16 protein-coding genes are annotated in these 16,559 nt (G+C 39.2%); 6 read left to right on the plus strand and 10 right to left on the minus strand.

Annotated elements, in window-relative coordinates; translation table 11 throughout:
* Positions 1–46: 46 nt before the first annotated feature.
* Positions 47–1,573 carry a catalase gene (locus tag ACNSTQ_RS08015; RefSeq protein ID WP_418199497.1) on the plus strand — a complete coding sequence of 509 codons (1,527 nt, stop codon included), beginning with the start codon at positions 47–49 and terminating at the stop codon, positions 1,571–1,573.
* 436 nt (positions 1,574–2,009) lie between these two features.
* Here ACNSTQ_RS08015 and ACNSTQ_RS08020 read toward each other — a convergent pair whose 3' ends face one another.
* Both ACNSTQ_RS08020 and ACNSTQ_RS08025 read right to left on the minus strand, forming a co-directional pair.
* On the minus strand, positions 2,010–2,771 hold the full coding sequence (locus tag ACNSTQ_RS08020) for a carbon-nitrogen hydrolase family protein (protein ID WP_418199337.1): 762 nt from the start codon (positions 2,769–2,771) through the stop codon (positions 2,010–2,012).
* 84 nt (positions 2,772–2,855) lie between these two features.
* A complete protein-coding gene (locus tag ACNSTQ_RS08025; RefSeq protein ID WP_418199338.1) occupies positions 2,856–3,500 on the minus strand; it encodes a hypothetical protein in 645 nt (214 codons plus the stop codon).
* 454 nt (positions 3,501–3,954) lie between these two features.
* On the opposite strand from ACNSTQ_RS08025, the gene hpaB reads away from it, so the two are divergent.
* Positions 3,955–5,397: a 4-hydroxyphenylacetate 3-monooxygenase, oxygenase component gene (hpaB, locus tag ACNSTQ_RS08030; RefSeq protein WP_418199339.1), complete on the plus strand. Its 1,443-nt coding sequence runs from the start codon at positions 3,955–3,957 to the stop codon at positions 5,395–5,397.
* 139 nt (positions 5,398–5,536) lie between these two features.
* On the opposite strand, the gene ACNSTQ_RS08035 is transcribed toward hpaB, so the two are convergent.
* The 3 genes from ACNSTQ_RS08035 to ACNSTQ_RS08045 all read right to left on the minus strand — a co-directional run bounded on the left by ACNSTQ_RS08035 (position 5,537) and on the right by ACNSTQ_RS08045 (position 6,781).
* Entirely contained in the window at positions 5,537–5,860 is a 324-nt protein-coding gene (locus ACNSTQ_RS08035) for a hypothetical protein (protein WP_418199340.1), read from the minus strand.
* A gap of 74 nt (positions 5,861–5,934) precedes the next feature.
* Positions 5,935–6,147: a hypothetical protein gene (locus ACNSTQ_RS08040; RefSeq protein WP_418199341.1), complete on the minus strand. Its 213-nt coding sequence runs from the start codon at positions 6,145–6,147 to the stop codon at positions 5,935–5,937.
* A gap of 139 nt (positions 6,148–6,286) precedes the next feature.
* Positions 6,287–6,781 (minus strand): tetratricopeptide repeat protein, encoded by a 495-nt coding sequence (locus ACNSTQ_RS08045; protein ID WP_418199342.1) that lies wholly within the window; start codon positions 6,779–6,781, stop codon positions 6,287–6,289.
* Between the two features lie 314 nt (positions 6,782–7,095).
* Between ACNSTQ_RS08045 and ACNSTQ_RS08050 the strand changes: the two genes are divergently transcribed.
* Positions 7,096–7,794, plus strand: a complete 699-nt coding sequence (locus tag ACNSTQ_RS08050) for a DUF1287 domain-containing protein (protein WP_418199343.1) — start codon at positions 7,096–7,098, stop codon at positions 7,792–7,794.
* A 229-nt stretch (positions 7,795–8,023) separates the two neighbouring features.
* On the opposite strand, the gene ACNSTQ_RS08055 is transcribed toward ACNSTQ_RS08050, so the two are convergent.
* Positions 8,024–8,851 (minus strand): CPBP family intramembrane glutamic endopeptidase, encoded by an 828-nt coding sequence (locus ACNSTQ_RS08055; RefSeq protein WP_418199344.1) that lies wholly within the window; start codon positions 8,849–8,851, stop codon positions 8,024–8,026.
* Between the two features lie 140 nt (positions 8,852–8,991).
* Entirely contained in the window at positions 8,992–9,117 is a 126-nt protein-coding gene (locus tag ACNSTQ_RS08060; protein ID WP_418199345.1) for a hypothetical protein, read from the minus strand.
* Between the two features lie 291 nt (positions 9,118–9,408).
* Between ACNSTQ_RS08060 and modA the strand changes: the two genes are divergently transcribed.
* The 3 genes from modA to ACNSTQ_RS08075 are packed head-to-tail and all read left to right on the plus strand — an operon-like array spanning position 9,409 to position 11,939.
* The gene (modA, locus tag ACNSTQ_RS08065; RefSeq protein WP_418199346.1) at positions 9,409–10,191 is read left to right on the plus strand and encodes a molybdate ABC transporter substrate-binding protein; all 783 of its coding nucleotides are present in this window, start codon (positions 9,409–9,411) and stop codon (positions 10,189–10,191) included.
* A 13-nt stretch (positions 10,192–10,204) separates the two neighbouring features.
* Entirely contained in the window at positions 10,205–10,876 is a 672-nt protein-coding gene (gene modB, locus ACNSTQ_RS08070) for a molybdate ABC transporter permease subunit (RefSeq protein ID WP_418199347.1), read from the plus strand.
* Positions 10,877–10,883: 7 nt separating this feature from the next.
* Positions 10,884–11,939, plus strand: coding sequence for a sulfate/molybdate ABC transporter ATP-binding protein (locus tag ACNSTQ_RS08075; protein WP_418199348.1), 1,056 nt, complete (start codon positions 10,884–10,886; stop codon positions 11,937–11,939).
* Between the two features lie 129 nt (positions 11,940–12,068).
* On the opposite strand, the gene ACNSTQ_RS08080 is transcribed toward ACNSTQ_RS08075, so the two are convergent.
* The 3 genes from ACNSTQ_RS08080 to ACNSTQ_RS08090 all read right to left on the minus strand — a co-directional run bounded on the left by ACNSTQ_RS08080 (position 12,069) and on the right by ACNSTQ_RS08090 (position 16,306).
* Positions 12,069–13,748, minus strand: a complete 1,680-nt coding sequence (locus ACNSTQ_RS08080) for a glycerol-3-phosphate dehydrogenase/oxidase (protein WP_418199349.1) — start codon at positions 13,746–13,748, stop codon at positions 12,069–12,071.
* Positions 13,749–13,919: 171 nt separating this feature from the next.
* Positions 13,920–15,413, minus strand: coding sequence for a glycerol kinase GlpK (gene glpK, locus ACNSTQ_RS08085; protein WP_418199350.1), 1,494 nt, complete (start codon positions 15,411–15,413; stop codon positions 13,920–13,922).
* A 62-nt stretch (positions 15,414–15,475) separates the two neighbouring features.
* Complete coding sequence (locus ACNSTQ_RS08090; protein ID WP_418199351.1) at positions 15,476–16,306, minus strand: MIP/aquaporin family protein; 831 nt, start codon at positions 16,304–16,306, stop codon at positions 15,476–15,478.
* Positions 16,307–16,559: the final 253 nt, after the last annotated feature.

Raw genomic sequence — 16,559 nt, forward strand, 5'->3', positions numbered from 1 at the left:
CTTGAACAACGAACAAGAACAAAACGAAAACAACCAAGCGGATGATATGTTAACGAATAGACAAGGACATCCAGTTACAAACAATCAAGACGTACGAACGGTCGGAAATCGTGGGCCGACAACACTTGATAATTATGATTTCCTTGAAAAGGTCAGTCATTTTGACCGGGAACGTACGCCTGAGCGTGTCGTACATGCTCGCGGTGCTGGTGCTCATGGGTATTTTGAGTCGTACGGTACAGTGACCGGTGAACCGATTTCAAAATATACGCGTGCTAAAGTTTTTACAAATACAGACGTCCAAACTCCTGTTTTTGTCCGGTTCTCTACTGTTGTGCACGGTGGACATTCCCCAGAAACATTAAGAGATCCTCGCGGGTTTGCGGTTAAGTTTTACACAGAGGATGGCAACTGGGATTTAGTAGGCAACAACTTAAAGATTTTCTTTATTCGTGATCCACTGAAATTCCCAGATATGGTTCACTCGTTTAAACCTGACCCGGTAACAAATGTCCAAGACCCGGAAAGAATGTTTGACTTTTTATGTCAAACGCCAGAATCGATGCACATGGTTACCTTCCTCTTTTCACCGTGGGGCATCCCTGCCAATTACCGCAACATGCAAGGATCTGGTGTCCATGCTTACAAATGGGTGAACGAAGAAGGAAAAGCTGTGTTAGTCAAGTACCACTGGGAGCCAGTCCAAGGAATTAAAAACTTGTCTCAAAAAGAAGCGGATCAAATTCAAATGACGGATTTTAACCACGCGACAATGGATTTATATGAAGCCATTGAGCGTGGAGATTATCCGGAATGGGAGCTGTATGTTCAAATTATGGAAGATGGCGAGCACCCAGAGTTAGACTTTGACCCGCTAGACCCAACAAAGTTATGGTATAAAGAAGATATCCTGTGGCACAAAGTCGGTAAAATGGTCTTAAATAAAAACCCTGAGAATTATTTTGCTGAAGTCGAACAAGTCGCTTTCGGTACAGGTGTACTCGTTGACGGGCTAGACTTTTCTGATGACAAACTTCTTCAAGGCAGAACGTTCTCCTACTCCGATACGCAGCGTTATCGAGTCGGATCCAACTATTTACAACTACCAATTAACAGACCGAAAAAGCATGTTGCTTCCAATCAAGAAGCAGGGCAAATGGATTTCAGAACGGAATTTGGCAAGCACCAAAATCCACATGTCAATTATGAACCTTCCCTTATTGGCGGATTAAAAGAAGCACAAAATCCTGGTAAAGAACATGAGCCGTATGTAGAAGGCAATGTAAAACGAGAAAAGATTTCTCGTGAAAATAACTTCGGGCAAGCAGGTGAAACGTACCGCAGATTAAATGATTGGGAACGAGATGAACTCATCTCGAATTTAACAGGGGCCCTTGCTACCTGTCGTAAAGAAATTCAAGACCGGATGGTAGACATGCTGACTCAATGTGACAAAGATTATGGTAAACGAATTGCTGAAGGTCTTAAAAAAGCCGGTGAACAACAAGATACAAAAGGTGAAGAGGCTGCTCACCAAGCAGAACAAATGGGTCATCCATCTGATCCATATTAAGTTGTTCTTTATTCATAAAATAGGAAAAGCTGAACATATGATTGTTCAGCTTTATCTTTTGCAATTTTTCTATTTCATCCATTTACGTGAATAGATATTGCATCAAAAAAAGAAGCAAATAAAATTCCTAAGCAATTTTGCGGACTCAGAGGCCTTTATATTCAAAGATTCCACCGTTTTTTAGGTGTTTATGGACTCAGTGGACCTTATTTGCTATTAATCTGTGGAAAACCGTAGATATTTTGCTAGATAACGGCTTCTCAGTCCGTTAAATCGTCAAATCATTGATTTTTTCACAAATAGAGGCCTCTCAGTCCGGATAGCAAAACTAATGGCTAGATCCTGCAATCAACAAAGTTGAGAGATATGCATCCAACATTATAAAATAAAAACGATAATGAAAAATGGTATACACTTCCTAAAGCGAGCGTACCGATTAGTTTACATACTCAACCTCAAATTTTAAGGAAAGCAGCTCCATATTATCTAAATTCCATTCAAATGTGAGGATCGCCGATTGTTCAGAATGGTGGGAAATGACTCGTTTCCCATTCACAATGACCGAACTTTCTGCTTTCCAAAAAGAAACATCCTTATCTTCGCCCGTACGGTTACAAACGATTAATGGTAACCCCGTGTCGATCGACCTTTGCTCCCACTCCCCGTCCGGTCCGTGCAGTCCAGGCCCCCAAGATGAAGGAGCGACAATCATATGTGCGCCGTTTTCTTTTAAGGTGTCAGCAATTCTTTTCGTATAAGCATCTGCACAGATTAATACCCCTACTTTAACATCTCCTATCGAAATCGGCTCTAACACGCTTCCTGGTGTTGACCATCTATCAATTTTGGCTAGCTTTCGTTGCTTCCCAATGATTTTACCTTCGCCGTTAATAACCAAAACGGAATTAAAAAGAGCACCTTCTTCTGATCTTTCGGCACACCCTAAAAACACTGTCGTATTTAATGTCTGGATAACATTCATAAAACTTGTCATCCATTCATCAGGCTGTTCATGAATCCAATCCGTCCCAATCAGATGATCAAATTGCAGACCGCTAACCGCTAACTCAGGTGTAATCACCCAATCAACGTTTTGAGCCGCAGCTTGTTTCACTGCATTTTCGATCAAAGTACGGTTGTATGTAAGATCACCGGCTATTGGTAATAGGTGTAATAGCGCAATTTTTATTTTTTTCACTAAAGCCACTCCCCATTCGCTTTATAATATATCTATCTTTCATTAAAGCAATCTTTAGACAGCCACTAACAATAGGTCCAAACTCTATTTTCTTAACCGCTCAGTAATGACCTCAAGGTTAATATCTTCCGCATGTTCAGTGTCTAAACGAATTAGATACCGCCCTTCCTCAGCGTAAAATTGTATCATTCCTTCAGCTTGTGGTGACACTTTGTCTTCCCAAACGACATCGTCTCCTTGTTCAACGACTAAGAATAAGTCCCCTTCCCCTACGCTCGTTCGGTAAGGTATACCAACTACCCCTTCTTGAGTAATTTTGACATGATCAACCGTGTAGCTTCCTTTTAATGACCCGATCGATACCATTACATGACCGTTCACTTCTGTTTTACTAGCATTTATGGCAAGATTATCTGCAAACAGCAACATCACACTGACAAAAATAATCGTGATCCCACCAACGATTCCTGCCAACAGAAAAATACCTCGTTTTCCGAAGCCTGTAAATTTCCGCATCATACTAACGTTTAAACTGTACACGATTCGGAATAGAACAGGAAATCCAATCGCTATCGCTAAAACCGATAACCACTGTCCACCAACGACAGCCTGCGTGATAAAAAGCAAAAGGACAATCATGTAAAAAAGAATTCCAGACCAATAACTAAACAGCATAAGCTTACTGTCCTTATAAGGTTGACCAAAAAGCTTTTCTATGATTTGTTGCAAAAAATCATTCCTTTCTATGATACTCCTAATTAATCGCAGTAAGTTAGACCTATTTTTCATAACATAAACTAGCTCATTTTTATATCTCATTAAAACTTTACCATTAACACGCGTTTAAGTTACAACAATATGATTTTAGGTTTTATGCCCAAGGCCTCCTCCCTTTACTCTATTATTATGGAAAGGGGACCCTTAAGCTGCTCTTTTTCTATGCTTTTGCAGTTTTTTGCCTGCACCACCCATGCTATTCTCCCCCTAAGACGGAATATCCTTGTTTCATTTTAATAAATGAAAGCATCTTACCTGTCCTTCACCTAACTGCATCTAAGAGTCCTCCGCCTAGCAGTTACAAGTTTAAAAATTATACTCATAAACAACTACTAACGAAAATAAAGTTGTAAAGATGAACAGGAAACGGTCACAAAATGGCTAACTTAGAGAGGTGATCTCAGACTTGGGAGCGATTAGGGGCAAAGACTATATTAACCGGATTGACCAGCTTAAATCCGACGTTTGGATTGACGGAAAACGGGTGGACGGAAAAATTTCTGAGCACCCTGCATTTTGTGGTGTATTAAAAAGTCAAGCTAAGCTTTACGATTTACAACATGACATTTCCAAAAAAGAGTTGTTGACCTATACATCTCCAACGAGCGGAGAACGGGTTGGTATTTCTTTTATAATGCCTAAAACCAAAAGGGATTTAAAGAAAAGAAGAATAATGATTCAAGAGTGGGCAAAGACCAATGCAGGGATGATGGGAAGAAGTCCGGACTACATGAATACGGTATTAGTTTCTTTCTTAGCTTCCAAACATATTTTAGAAGATAATGAAAATTGCTTTCCTGAACATTTAATCTCTCTTTACGAACACGCACGAGAGAAAGACCTTTCCTTTACTCATACTTTTATTAATCCACAATTTAACCGGGCACCCCTTCATTTTCTCGATGAATTTGAGCACCCTATTGCTGCAAAAGTAATAGATAAAACGAATGAAGGCATTATTATTAAAGGTGCCAAATTACTTGCTACACAAGGTGGACTGACAGATGAAATCATCGTCTATTCCACACCAAACCCTCTTGATAAATCGTATGCTTTTGCCTTTTCCATTCCTAGTAATACAAAAGGATTAAAATTCATATGTCGCCAGTCTTTTTGTTCGAGTCAATCGAAATTTAACTATCCATTGTCATCTCGTTTTGAGGAAAATGATTCGCTTGTTGTTTTTGATCATGTCCTTGTCCCATGGGAACGAGTATTTTATTACAACAATATACAAGTCGCTAATGCTTTTACGACCAAAGGACCGTTCACCCCGTTTGCGCTACATCAAGTAGTGTCTCGCCAAATAGTGAAACTAGAGTTTATTTTAGGGGTAGCACAATTGATTGTTGACTCCATTAATACGAGTGAGTACCAACATGTTCAGGAAAAAGTATCGGACATCATCATTGCCCTTGAAACGATGAAAGCTTTCCTAATTGCCTCAGAAGTGGAGGCCAAAAATGGGAAGAATGAAATTATAATTCCCGCAGTAAACCCTTTATACACCGGGATGATTATGTTTCAACGACTTTATCCAAAGCTCACCGAAATCCTTCAACTCCTCGGAGCAAGTGGAATGATTAATATACCTACGGAGGAAGATTTCGATTCTGAAATCAAGGATGATTTAGATTTATATCTTCAAGCGAAAACAAGGGATGCTAAAGAACGTGTAAAGCTGTTTCGTCTTGCTTGGGATTTGTGCATGAGTCCATTTGGTACGAGACAAACGTTGTATGAACGATTCTTTTTTGGCGACCCCGTCCGACTAACCAGCAGCTTGTTTATTAACTACAACAAAAAACCGATGATTGATAGAGTTGAGCGTTTTTTAGGTGAATACTAGAAAGCTGAACTAAAACAAAGAATTCTCCTTAAATAACCTAACTTAGTTGGCTCAGGTACATTCATCTCTACAGATCCTGAGCCTTGGCTATTATAAAGTTCATGAGCTCCAACTCTCATATGAAACTGATTTCTAAAGACTAAATGTAATGAATGATAAAAAGAATCCAATGAATGATAAAAAATAATAGAGATGAAAGAACAAACAAATTGATACGAAATGCAAACACTTCTCTTTTATACACATCATTCCCAAATGACTGTTTAGAAGCCATCACATTAGCATAGTTAGACACTAGGCCACCATTACTAGAAAAAAAGATAAATAATGCTAAAAAACCAATGGATGTAAAGAACATCGTATCTAAAAATGTCATATTAATTAGCCTGGCAATCCAAAAAGTTGCACCAAACTGTCCTGCTAATAAAAGAAGTGTAAGTAAGAGTGTGAATAAATTCCTCATAACTTCCTCCTTTCACAATAAATTAGCTTCTAGCTAAACTAGAGCTGCATATAATAAAATTTGGACGTTTACACCTATCGTTTTCTATTCATTAGAAAAACCAATCCATAGTAAACCACTGCACTCCCGAAGGTAAACACCCGAAACTCCCATAATTTAGCCGCAGAATATTTTTCTAGATAGAGGCTGGAATCAATAATTGAAGCTAATAGCATTCCACCGAATATGAAAAGACCAATCCAATACATTAATTTTTTCGTACTCATCGGTTGATTTAATTCGCCCATTAATCATTCTCCTCTCAGCCTGGTTTGATATTAGAAATCCATCTTCAAATAGAGAGTAATTCTCACCGTAACAACACTCTTCTCCCTATCATTTATCATTCTTTTAAAGTCACTTAAATATAACTAGATTTATGCTTTACTACCAAGTTTCATCCAATTTATCCGAATAAAAGTAGATCGCTTTTTTATATTTTAATATAGTTTCATCAGCAGTTGTTTCAAGCAAACTTTTTAAAAGTAATTCCATTGCCATTTTATGATCACTCGTATTGTATAATGTCATTGCATAGAAAGCTTTTATTGCATGATTTGTAGGAAACTCGTTAACCGCTCTTTGGAAAACCCGTTTTGACTTTTCATATTCTCCTAGCGTTCGATATGTACTTCCTAAACCTAATAACGCCCCTTCTAATGCTTCTCCCGGTAAACCAAGCTCGATTGCTTTTTCATAAAAAGGCACTGCGTCAGCTTCTTCACCTAAGACATCGTAGCTCCAAGCACATTGGTAGTTCACTTCTGCATTCTCAGGGTGTTCGGTGACTAATTTTAATAGTAATTGATTCGATGCCTTTAACTGTCCTTCTTTTCTTAATTCAATAGCATTATTTATTTGTTGAATTAGTTGATCATTCATCTATTATTCTCCTTTATGCTTTGGACTGTTTTAGTCATCCTTATTTCTGCCTGAGCCTTCGGGGTCGATCCCGAAATGCTTCATAATCAGATCTTGCCTCACTAAACTTTTTATTGTAGAACTAATAAAATACTGTTTTATAACGCTTGTTTACCCTTGTATTGTTATACGTATAAGAGGTTTAAGAAGTTTCAAAAAATTTAGGCCTTATTTCAAAGTCTTTCTTCCCTTTAAGACGGACATATAATACAATAATTCCATCCAATATTTGGTGTTTGTTCTTTTAATCTACTATTTATGAGGTGTGCTTGGGAATGAAAATGTTAAAAAGATGGCTTGTCTCGATATCAATTCTTTCAGTTGCCCTGCTCTCGTTTATCTATTTCTTCAAAGGTGGAATTATTCTCGATTCACTCGGCATTCATATGGAGCGTCTTTTTGTACAAACCGTCAATGTTCATGAGGAATATTCAATGGTTGACCGAAACGGAAATGGTATTCCCGACCCGCTGGATATCGTTTATACCGCTAGAAAAGAAGTCGAGCAACGGACCCATTATAAAAGTACCTACTATGCTGGGGGTTACCCACCAAATGATGAAGGTGTTTGTACTGATGTCATATGGCGAGGGTTATTAGGTGCCGATATTATTCTAAAAGATCTTATGGATGAGGATATTGCAGAACATACGGAATTATACCCTCGGGTTGATGGTAAGCCTGATCCGAATATCGATTTTCGACGTGTCCCGAATCAATACGCTTTTTTTGAGCGCCATGCTGAGTCTTTGACGACTGAACTCATTCCAGGTGACATTGAGAACTTAAAAGAATGGCAACCTGGCGATATTGTACTCTTCCTCGAAGGCTATCACCATGTAGGTATTGTTTCCGACAAACGAGCAAAAGACGGAACACCTTATTTAATTCACAATAACAGACCCTTTGCGGCCGAAGTTAAACTTTCATCCTTTTCCACCCCAATTGCCGGGCACTATCGGTGGAATTACTAAACTTCAACGAACCTACAGTAACTCTTCATATCTTCACTTAAGGGATTTTCTAGGCGATTCCTTCAACGTATACTGCTGGTTCGTGTGCACTTATGGGAATTTTTAGGTGACCCCTTCAACTAATACCGCTGGTTCGTGTGCTCAAGAGAAAAACCAATAATATTACTGCAAAAAAAGAAGCTGCGATGTCATAACCACAACTTCTTTAAGGTATCCAGATGTTTTGTTTTTAATAGAAAATCGGTATAAAGAGCAACTGCATAGAGATATGTGCAGTCATGTGACTGAATATTGCATACTCAATTCCTTTGCGCCAATATAAATAACCAAACACAACCCCGAACAGTCCATTTAAAAGCAAGGATCGAATGATTAATATGGAACTTAACTCTCCGAAAACAACCTGTGTTGTCGGGAAATGTCCGACTGCAAAAACAATCGCTGCTAGTACGATAGCAATCCAGTAAAAAGCATGAGGAATCGTTGTTTTTGCCCTCGCAAAAAGTTTGTATAAAACCCAAACGATGAAGGACATCAGAAATAGTCTAATGAGAACTTCTTCTATTACACCACCATAAAAAACTCCAGCTAGTAGACCATTTAAAGAAAAAGCAGGTGGATTTTCGGCAATGAGTGGAATTTGGTGTTGAAAATAAAAATAGTCTGCAGCAACAATTGTAAAACCACCAAGAACCCCTAACAAAACCGCGTACGCCAGCCACTTCCCTGAAACGGTCATTTTTTGATTTTTATTCACGAGGCCATCAAGAATCGGAAGCTTTAAGTTTACTTTTCTAGCCAGAATAATTCCCAAAATACTTGCTACAAACGTGGCAACCCCTAGCTGAATCGACGCTATTCCAATGAGTGCGGCCATTGGTAGCGGCAGATCTTTCGGATCAAACACTTCCGGTGATAAGTATGTACTCATCGTTTCCATTTGGTATGGAACAATGAAAACTCCGGCTAACACTCCAAACACTGCTAAAATGAGGGCGATATATAAATTTGCTTTCACTTTGTTCACTGCCTTTCTATCAGTAAATGAAGAGTCCATTTAACCCACTTGTTATTTAAAGCGTCATACCATTCTTGAGTAACAGTTGAGTCTGTTGAATTGATATAAATGTAGCGGTCTGTTCCTAAGTGACCTGTTACTTTAATTTTACCTTCTTCTATTTCTAAATGATTTGCAGATTATGTTAAATAAGTGACAAAATAGATAACGATAAAAACAAAAATGGTTAGTATAATTGAAATCCATTTGAATATACGCTTAAGACCTTCCCTTTCAATTAATGTATCCGAACCTTCTTTTGTCATCCCATGAACTCCTCGGGGCTGATCTACATTTTAATTATATCTATTTTTTGGAAATAAGATGATTTTTTACCTACTACCTACTGCCTACTGCCTACTGCACTTATTAAATTCTAATTTTACACTAATGACCCTCGAATATAATAACCTGGAGAAAATGATCTTTTTTCCGGTTGAATTAAAAGCCTACTCTCTAGTAAGACTGTGATATATTTCATTGCGAAACGAGAGACTAATGATATACTCTTATTTAGTTAGAATTACAGTTTTTATAGATAGAAAGGATCGACAAAAATGAAAGTAAAGATTTTTACTATATTACCCATCATAATTTTTATTTCAATTATAAATTCAGCTTGTGGTACGAGTGACAAAAACGGTGATGAAAAGAGCATTGAACTTAAAGTTGCGGCAGCGTCCGACTTAACCCTCGCTTTTACAGAGGTAGGTCAACTATTTGAAGAAGAAACAGGGGGCACAGTCACATTTTCTTTTGGCTCTACAGGTCAACTTGCTGACCAAATTGAAAACGGTGCTCCTTTTGATATATTTGCTGCAGCTAATATTCATTTTGTTGACCAATTGAATGAGAAAGAATTAATTATTCCGGATACACAAACGACCTATGCTTTCGGACGAATTGGGATCGCTACTCTTCCTGATCAAACGATTTCTATTGAAACACTGGATGATCTTTTAAAAGAAGAAGTTCGTAAAGTGGCCATTGCTAACCCTGATCATGCCCCCTACGGACTAGCTGCAAAACAAGCTTTAGAAGAGGCTGATCTTTGGGAAGGGTTACAAGGAAAACTCGTCTATGGCCGTAATATATCAGACACGTTAGCTTATATTGAGACAGGCAATGTGGAAGCAGGAATAATTGCCTTATCTTTATATAAGGACGATGAAGTTGACTTTCACATCATCAATGATGACATGCATGCACCCTTAGAACAATCGATCGCTGTTATCAATCGGACAACAGAAGAAGAGCTAGCACGAGAGTTTATTCAATTTATTATGGGGCCTATCGGGAAACCGATTATGGAACGCTACGGTTTTGTTGTGCCTGAGTGAGGAGAAGTAAGTTATGGCAGAAGTTAATTTATTTCCACTATTTCTTTCATTAAGAGTTGCTGCAACGGCGACTCTTTTAGCGCTTCTCATCGGCTTGCCAATTGCGTATTACCTAGCTAAATCAAAAGGGAAAATAGCTGATCTCGTTGATACGGTTATTACGCTACCAGTCGTTTTACCGCCTACCGTTCTCGGATACTATTTACTCGTTTTGCTCGGCAGACAAAGTCCAATCGGGCAGTTTGTGGAGCAACAGTTTAATATGACAATTGTATTTACACCAACAGGCGCCGTCATTGCAGCACTCGTCGTCTCGATTCCTTTTTTAATTAAATCCGCAAAAGCATCGTTTGCTAGTGTCGATCAAAATGTTGTGAATGCCGCTAAAATATTAGGCCGATCAGATCTCAATATCTTTTTTACGGTAATATTACCCCTTGCTTGGCGAGGCATTGCATCTGGTCTAACACTTTCATTCGCTCGAGCATTAGGCGATTTTGGTGCAACGTTAATGGTGGCAGGCAGTATACCTAACGAAACAATGACGATGCCGATTGCCATTTATGACGCGCTTCTCGCTGGTAATCGTGACTTAGCCAATGTACTCGTTTTGATCATGACTGCAACATCGATCACGGTACTATATGTTATTAATCGCTTAGAAAGAAAAGTTGTAAAGGGGTGAGGAAGAAGTGTTAGATGTAACCATTCAGAAACAATTGGATACCTTTAGCCTTGATGTTTCGTTTCAAGCTAAAAAAGGGATTACCGCCATTTTAGGTCCATCTGGGTGCGGAAAAAGTTTAACATTACAATGTCTTGCAGGACTCCACACCCCTAACAACGGCAAAATTGTTTTACACGACCGAACGCTCTTTGATGCTAAGACAAAAACAATGATTAAAACGAGACATCGGAACATCGGTTATGTTTTTCAAAATTACGCACTTTTCCCCCACTTGACGGTTCAAGAAAATATTGCGTTTGGATTAAAAAAATCATATCACAAACGGGAAATGAAAGAAAAAGTGGCTGCAATGATTGCAAAAATTCATCTGCAGGGATATGAGCAGCATTACCCGAGACAACTTTCCGGCGGACAACAACAACGTGTTGCTCTCGGAAGAACATTAATTACAAACCCTGATCTACTCCTGCTTGACGAACCTTTTTCCGCACTCGACCATCATGTAAAGCACATGCTCGAGCAAGAATTATTAACGATCATCCAGGAAAACTTCTCAGGGGTGGTGTTGCTCGTTACCCACAACATGGAAGAAGCGTATCGGCTGGCTGATCGAATTCTTCTTTTAAAACAGGGAAAAGTCATCCAGTTTGGTGAGAAACAAGAGTTGTTTCAACGACCAAAATCGGTGGATGCCGCTCAAATCATCGGCTGTAAAAATGTAATTCCGGTTAGCTCAGTCGATAACAGGAATGAGGAAATCGAAGTAAGTATCGGTGGTCTGCGGTTGCATGTAAGCAACAACGAGCCTATTCAACCGCCGCCGACACATGTTGGTATCCATGCTGAAAACATTGAATTTGTTAATGAGGCTACGCTGGGTCGTAATTCGTTTGATTTTGAAATTGGTGAGATCATCGGTGGCATCAATCAAACGCTCGTTTCCCTCAGATTAAGTACCCTGGATCTAAAAGCGATCGTCCCGAACAACCAATTACAAGCAGCCCTTACAAGCAAAAAAGTAACCTTACCACCTGAACATTTATTCTTACTCACTACATAATGGTACCTGGCACCTTTAGTCAACTAAAGGTGCCAGGTACCATTATTTTTCTATACATCATTTTCTTTTATTCTTTACACCCTTTTCTTTTCAACCTTCTTTCAATGCATCCACTATTTCATTTTTCTTCTATATTGCTTTTTGAACTGCTTCTTTACTCCCGTCCACTGGGTTTTCTGCGTAATAGATTTCAGACTCTAGGTAGGATACGTATTTTACGACTTGCTCGTCGGTCCATTTTAATTCTTTTTTCATGTAAGCAACAACTTCATTTTTCCATTGTTTAACCCAGTTCATATTGAAGAATAAAGCACCGGTTCTTCGGTTGAAAAAGTCGATCGGCGTTGAGACCATTTCTTCTTCCATGCCGTATTTAAGTTGAGCAAAGACCGTTATCGGTAATCGATGAAGGTCGGCATCTTTTTTATGATTTCTCATAATCTCGTAAATTTTTGTTACATTCGATCCATACAAGTGGACAAGTCGACTTGCATCCTCCTTAGATAAACCGAGTTTCTCGCCTTCTGCAACCATTTTTCTGACGTAAGGCTCAAACTGATCAGCTCCGCCAACATCACCACCGGAAAGCTTTATACGAGCGGTCGTACACGGTTGCGTATTTCCTAAGTCTTTCCCAACGATATCAACAATTCGTTCAGCCATCTTACGGTAACCTGTCAACTTCCCGCCAGCGATTGAAATGAGCCCTGTTTCAGAGAAGAAAATTTCATCTTTACGAGAAATTTCAGAAGCGCTTTTTCCTTCCTCATGAATTAATGGTCGTAATCCCGTCCAGCTTGACTCAATATCGTCTACTGTTAAATTGACAGTTGGGAACATATAATTACACGCCGCAATGATATAGTCTCGATCTTCTTCCGTCATACGCGGATGAGCAATCTCCTCATTATAAAAAGTATCCGTTGTTCCGATATACGTTTTGCCATCTCGCGGGATCGCAAATACCATTCGTTTATCGTTTGCTGTATCAAAATAGACGGCTTGCTTTAACGGAAAACGACTTCCATCAATGACAAGATGAACTCCCTTTGTTAAATGCAGATACTTGCCTTTTTTTGAGTTATCTTTTTCCCGTAGCGTATCTACCCATGGACCAGCTGCGTTCACAATCTTTTTCGCATAAATACTATATAGTTTACTAGATAAGACATCACGAACTTTAACTCCGATCACTTTTCCATTTTCATAGATAAACTCTTCTGCTTTTGCATAGTTAACAGCCTTTGTGCCACGGTGTACAGCTTCTTTTAACACTTCGAGCGTAAGACGTGCATCGTCCGTACGATATTCTACGTAAATCCCACCACCTTTGAGTTTATCGGTGCGTATTAAAGGCTCTTTTTGTAACGTCTTACTTTTAGATAACATTTTGCGCCGTTCATCTTTTTTAACTCCTGCTAAATAATCGTAGACTTTAAGACCAATTGATGTTGCTGTTTTCCCAAAGGTTCCTCCTTGGATCATCGGTAGTAGCATCCATTCAGGTGTAGTCACGTGAGGTGCATTCTCATAGACAATCGCACGTTCTTTTCCGACCTCTGCCACTAACTTAACTTCAAATTGCTTTAAATAACGTAACCCTCCATGAACGAGTTTCGTAGATCGACTTGAAGTACCTGCCGCGAAATCTTGCATTTCAATTAAACCCGTATTGATGCCTCGTACTTGTGCGTCAAGGGCAATACCTGTTCCTGTGATGCCGCCACCGATCACTAATAAATCCAATGTATGTTTTGACATTTCCTCTAAATAGGCTAATCGTTGTTTACTTGAAAAAGAACTTCCCATGGTTGATCTCCCCTTTTATTTATCTTATGAGGGCATACAAAAAGAGACCACAACCTCTCAACTTTTACGCAAACACATAAAAATTGAGTGTTGTGGCCTCTCCTATTCTCCGACCTCACTATTAACTTATCATTATTATAATACTAATCTCAATGTTTTGTAAACCTGTTTTTACTTAAATGCCATTGTTGCATGAACGGCTTTTTTCCAACCTGTATATAATTTTTCTCGATTCTCGTTATTCATTTTCACATTAAAAGTACGATCGATACTCCATTGCTTAGCAATCTCTTCACGATTGCTCCAGAAACCTACGGCCAATCCCGCTAAGTAAGCAGCTCCTAAAGCTGTTGTTTCTTGAACGAATGGACGCTCTACGGGTACACCTAACATATCACTTTGAAATTGCATTAAAAATTCATTTGCCACAGCTCCACCGTCTACACGTAATGTTTTTAGTGATATACCCGCATCCGCTTCCATTGCTGTTACTACATCTTTTGTTTGGTACGCAAGTGCCTCCAGTGTTGCGCGAATAAAGTGTTCTTTTTCTGTACCACGTGTAATTCCAAAAACCGCTCCACGAACATCGCTGTCCCAATATGGTGTTCCGAGACCGACAAATGCTGGTACCACATAAACGCCTTCTGTGGACTCTACTTTCGTTGCATAGCTTTCTGAATCACCCGCCGACTTAATCATCCGCAGTCCATCACGTAACCATTGAATGGCTGAACCGGCAACAAAAATACTGCCTTCCAATGCATATTCTACTTTTCCATCGATACCCCAGGCAAGAGTCGTAAGTAATCCGTGTTCTGACTTTACCGCTTTTTCACCTGTATTCATAAGCATGAAACAACCTGTACCATACGTATTTTTCGCCATTCCTTCTTCATAACAAGCTTGTCCGAACAATGCTGCTTGTTGGTCACCAGCTGCTCCTGCAATTGGTACTTGCTCTCCGAAGAAATGATAGTCAACCGTCATACCGTATACTTCAGACGATGGTCTAACTTCAGGTAACATACACTTTGGTACCGTTAACATTTCAAGTAGTTCATCGTCCCATTTTAATTCATGAATGTTATACATTAGCGTTCGCGATGCATTCGAGTAATCTGTTACATGGGCAATTCCACCAGAGAGCTTCCAAATGAGCCACGTGTCAATTGTTCCAAATAAAAGCTCCCCATTTTCAGCTTTCTCACGTGCACCCTCGACGTGGTCTAAGATCCATTTCACTTTGGTCCCTGAGAAATAAGCATCAATTAATAAGCCCGTTTTGTCTCGCACCACTTGAGAGTGACCTTGTTCTTTTAATTTGTCACAGATATCAGCCGTTTGACGTGATTGCCAGACGATTGCATTGTACACAGGAAGGCCCGTATTTTTATCCCAAACGACCGTTGTTTCGCGTTGATTCGTAATCCCGATCCCAGCAATCTCCTTTGCTTTAATATTTGTTTTTAATAATACTCCAGAAATGACCGATAAGACTGACGCCCATATTTCATTTGCATTGTGTTCTACCCAGCCTGGATTAGGGAAGATTTGTGTAAATTCTCTTTGCTCGACACCAACAATTTCTCCTTGTTGATTAAAAATAATTGCACGTGTACTTGTTGTACCTTGATCTAATGATAGAATATATTTCTTTTCCATCTCTTTTATCCCCCAATATTAATTTATATTTTATTGATACTGTATAGTTACTATGATTTGAACTAAGCGATTACTTTTTTATCTAATAGCACCGCTTTTAATTGTTTTTGTTTTTCTATTTGAATGGTTAGAAGCAGTACAGCAATAAAGGCTGCACTTAAATACCATAGTGCCGAATAGACTATTCCTTCGAACACAGCCGCGTAAAATAACGCTCCTAGACCTCCGCCGATAATTGGTCCTACTACTGGGATCCATGCATACCCCCAATCGGAAGAACCTTTCCCAGCTATGGGCAAAAGGAAATGAGCAATTCTCGGGCCTAAGTCACGAGCCGGGTTAATCGCATAGCCTGTCGTTCCACCTAAAGATAAACCAATGACTACGATAAGAAATCCAACAATCAATGGATTAAGCCCTTCAGTAAATTCATTGGCACCTATTGCTAATAATCCTAAGACTAACACAAATGACCCCAAAACTTCACTAAAATAGTTAGATGGTGTATGAGCAATCGCAGGACTTGTTGAGAAAACAGCTAATTTAGCTCCTTGATCTTCTGTTTCTTTCCAATGTGGATAATAGTGAAGCCATACGAGTGTTGCACCAATAAAGGCACCTATCATTTGTGCGATAATGTACAGCGGTACTTCATTCCAAGGAAACTCCCCTACTAGAGCCATCCCCACAGTTACTGCCGGATTTAGATGAGCGCCGCTGATTGATCCTACCGCATAAACAGCTGTAGCAACTCCAAGCCCCCAAGCCATCGATATAACGATCCATCCACCATTTTCGGATTTAGACCCTTTTAAGACACATCCAGCAACAACTCCTCCTCCTAGAATAATTAAAATCATCGTACCAATCATTTCACCTACAAACGGTAACATCTTTTTACCCCTTTCATTTTTACAGAGACAAAAAAAGGAGATCAGCAAATGAGCTATCATTATAAAAATGACAACTGCAAAAACTGGTCTCCTTGTCTCCTTCAGAACTATTAACTTGTAAACTATTAAATCAAAATCTGAAAACGCTGTCAATCTATTATTTCAAAAATTTTTTTTAAAAAAGGTACCTGGCACCCATTTTGGGTGCCAGGTACCTTTAACGATTTAATGTTTTAATCCGTTAAAATACATC

Source organism: Alkalihalobacterium sp. APHAB7, from assembly GCF_048323755.1.
Taxonomy (GTDB): Bacteria; Bacillota; Bacilli; order Bacillales; family Bacillaceae_F; genus Alkalihalobacterium.

Bases quoted from the DNA above. Each gene is read 5' to 3' on its own strand.
- ACNSTQ_RS08035 (WP_418199340.1), bottom strand. From the start codon at position 5,860: ATGAGGAATTTATTCACACTCTTACTTACACTTCTTTTATTAGCAGGA.
- ACNSTQ_RS08040 (WP_418199341.1), bottom strand. From the start codon at position 6,147: ATGGGCGAATTAAATCAACCGATGAGTACGAAAAAATTAATGTATTGG.
- modB (WP_418199347.1), top strand. From the start codon at position 10,205: ATGGCAGAAGTTAATTTATTTCCACTATTTCTTTCATTAAGAGTTGCT.
- ACNSTQ_RS08050 (WP_418199343.1), top strand. From the start codon at position 7,096: ATGAAAATGTTAAAAAGATGGCTTGTCTCGATATCAATTCTTTCAGTT.
- ACNSTQ_RS08055 (WP_418199344.1), bottom strand. From the start codon at position 8,851: ATGGACTCTTCATTTACTGATAGAAAGGCAGTGAACAAAGTGAAAGCA.
- ACNSTQ_RS08060 (WP_418199345.1), bottom strand. From the start codon at position 9,117: ATGACAAAAGAAGGTTCGGATACATTAATTGAAAGGGAAGGTCTTAAG.
- glpK (WP_418199350.1), bottom strand. From the start codon at position 15,413: ATGGAAAAGAAATATATTCTATCATTAGATCAAGGTACAACAAGTACA.
- ACNSTQ_RS08045 (WP_418199342.1), bottom strand. From the start codon at position 6,781: ATGAATGATCAACTAATTCAACAAATAAATAATGCTATTGAATTAAGA.
- ACNSTQ_RS08015 (WP_418199497.1), top strand. From the start codon at position 47: ATGTTAACGAATAGACAAGGACATCCAGTTACAAACAATCAAGACGTA.
- ACNSTQ_RS08080 (WP_418199349.1), bottom strand. From the start codon at position 13,748: ATGGGAAGTTCTTTTTCAAGTAAACAACGATTAGCCTATTTAGAGGAA.
- ACNSTQ_RS08090 (WP_418199351.1), bottom strand. From the start codon at position 16,306: ATGTTACCGTTTGTAGGTGAAATGATTGGTACGATGATTTTAATTATT.
- modA (WP_418199346.1), top strand. From the start codon at position 9,409: ATGAAAGTAAAGATTTTTACTATATTACCCATCATAATTTTTATTTCA.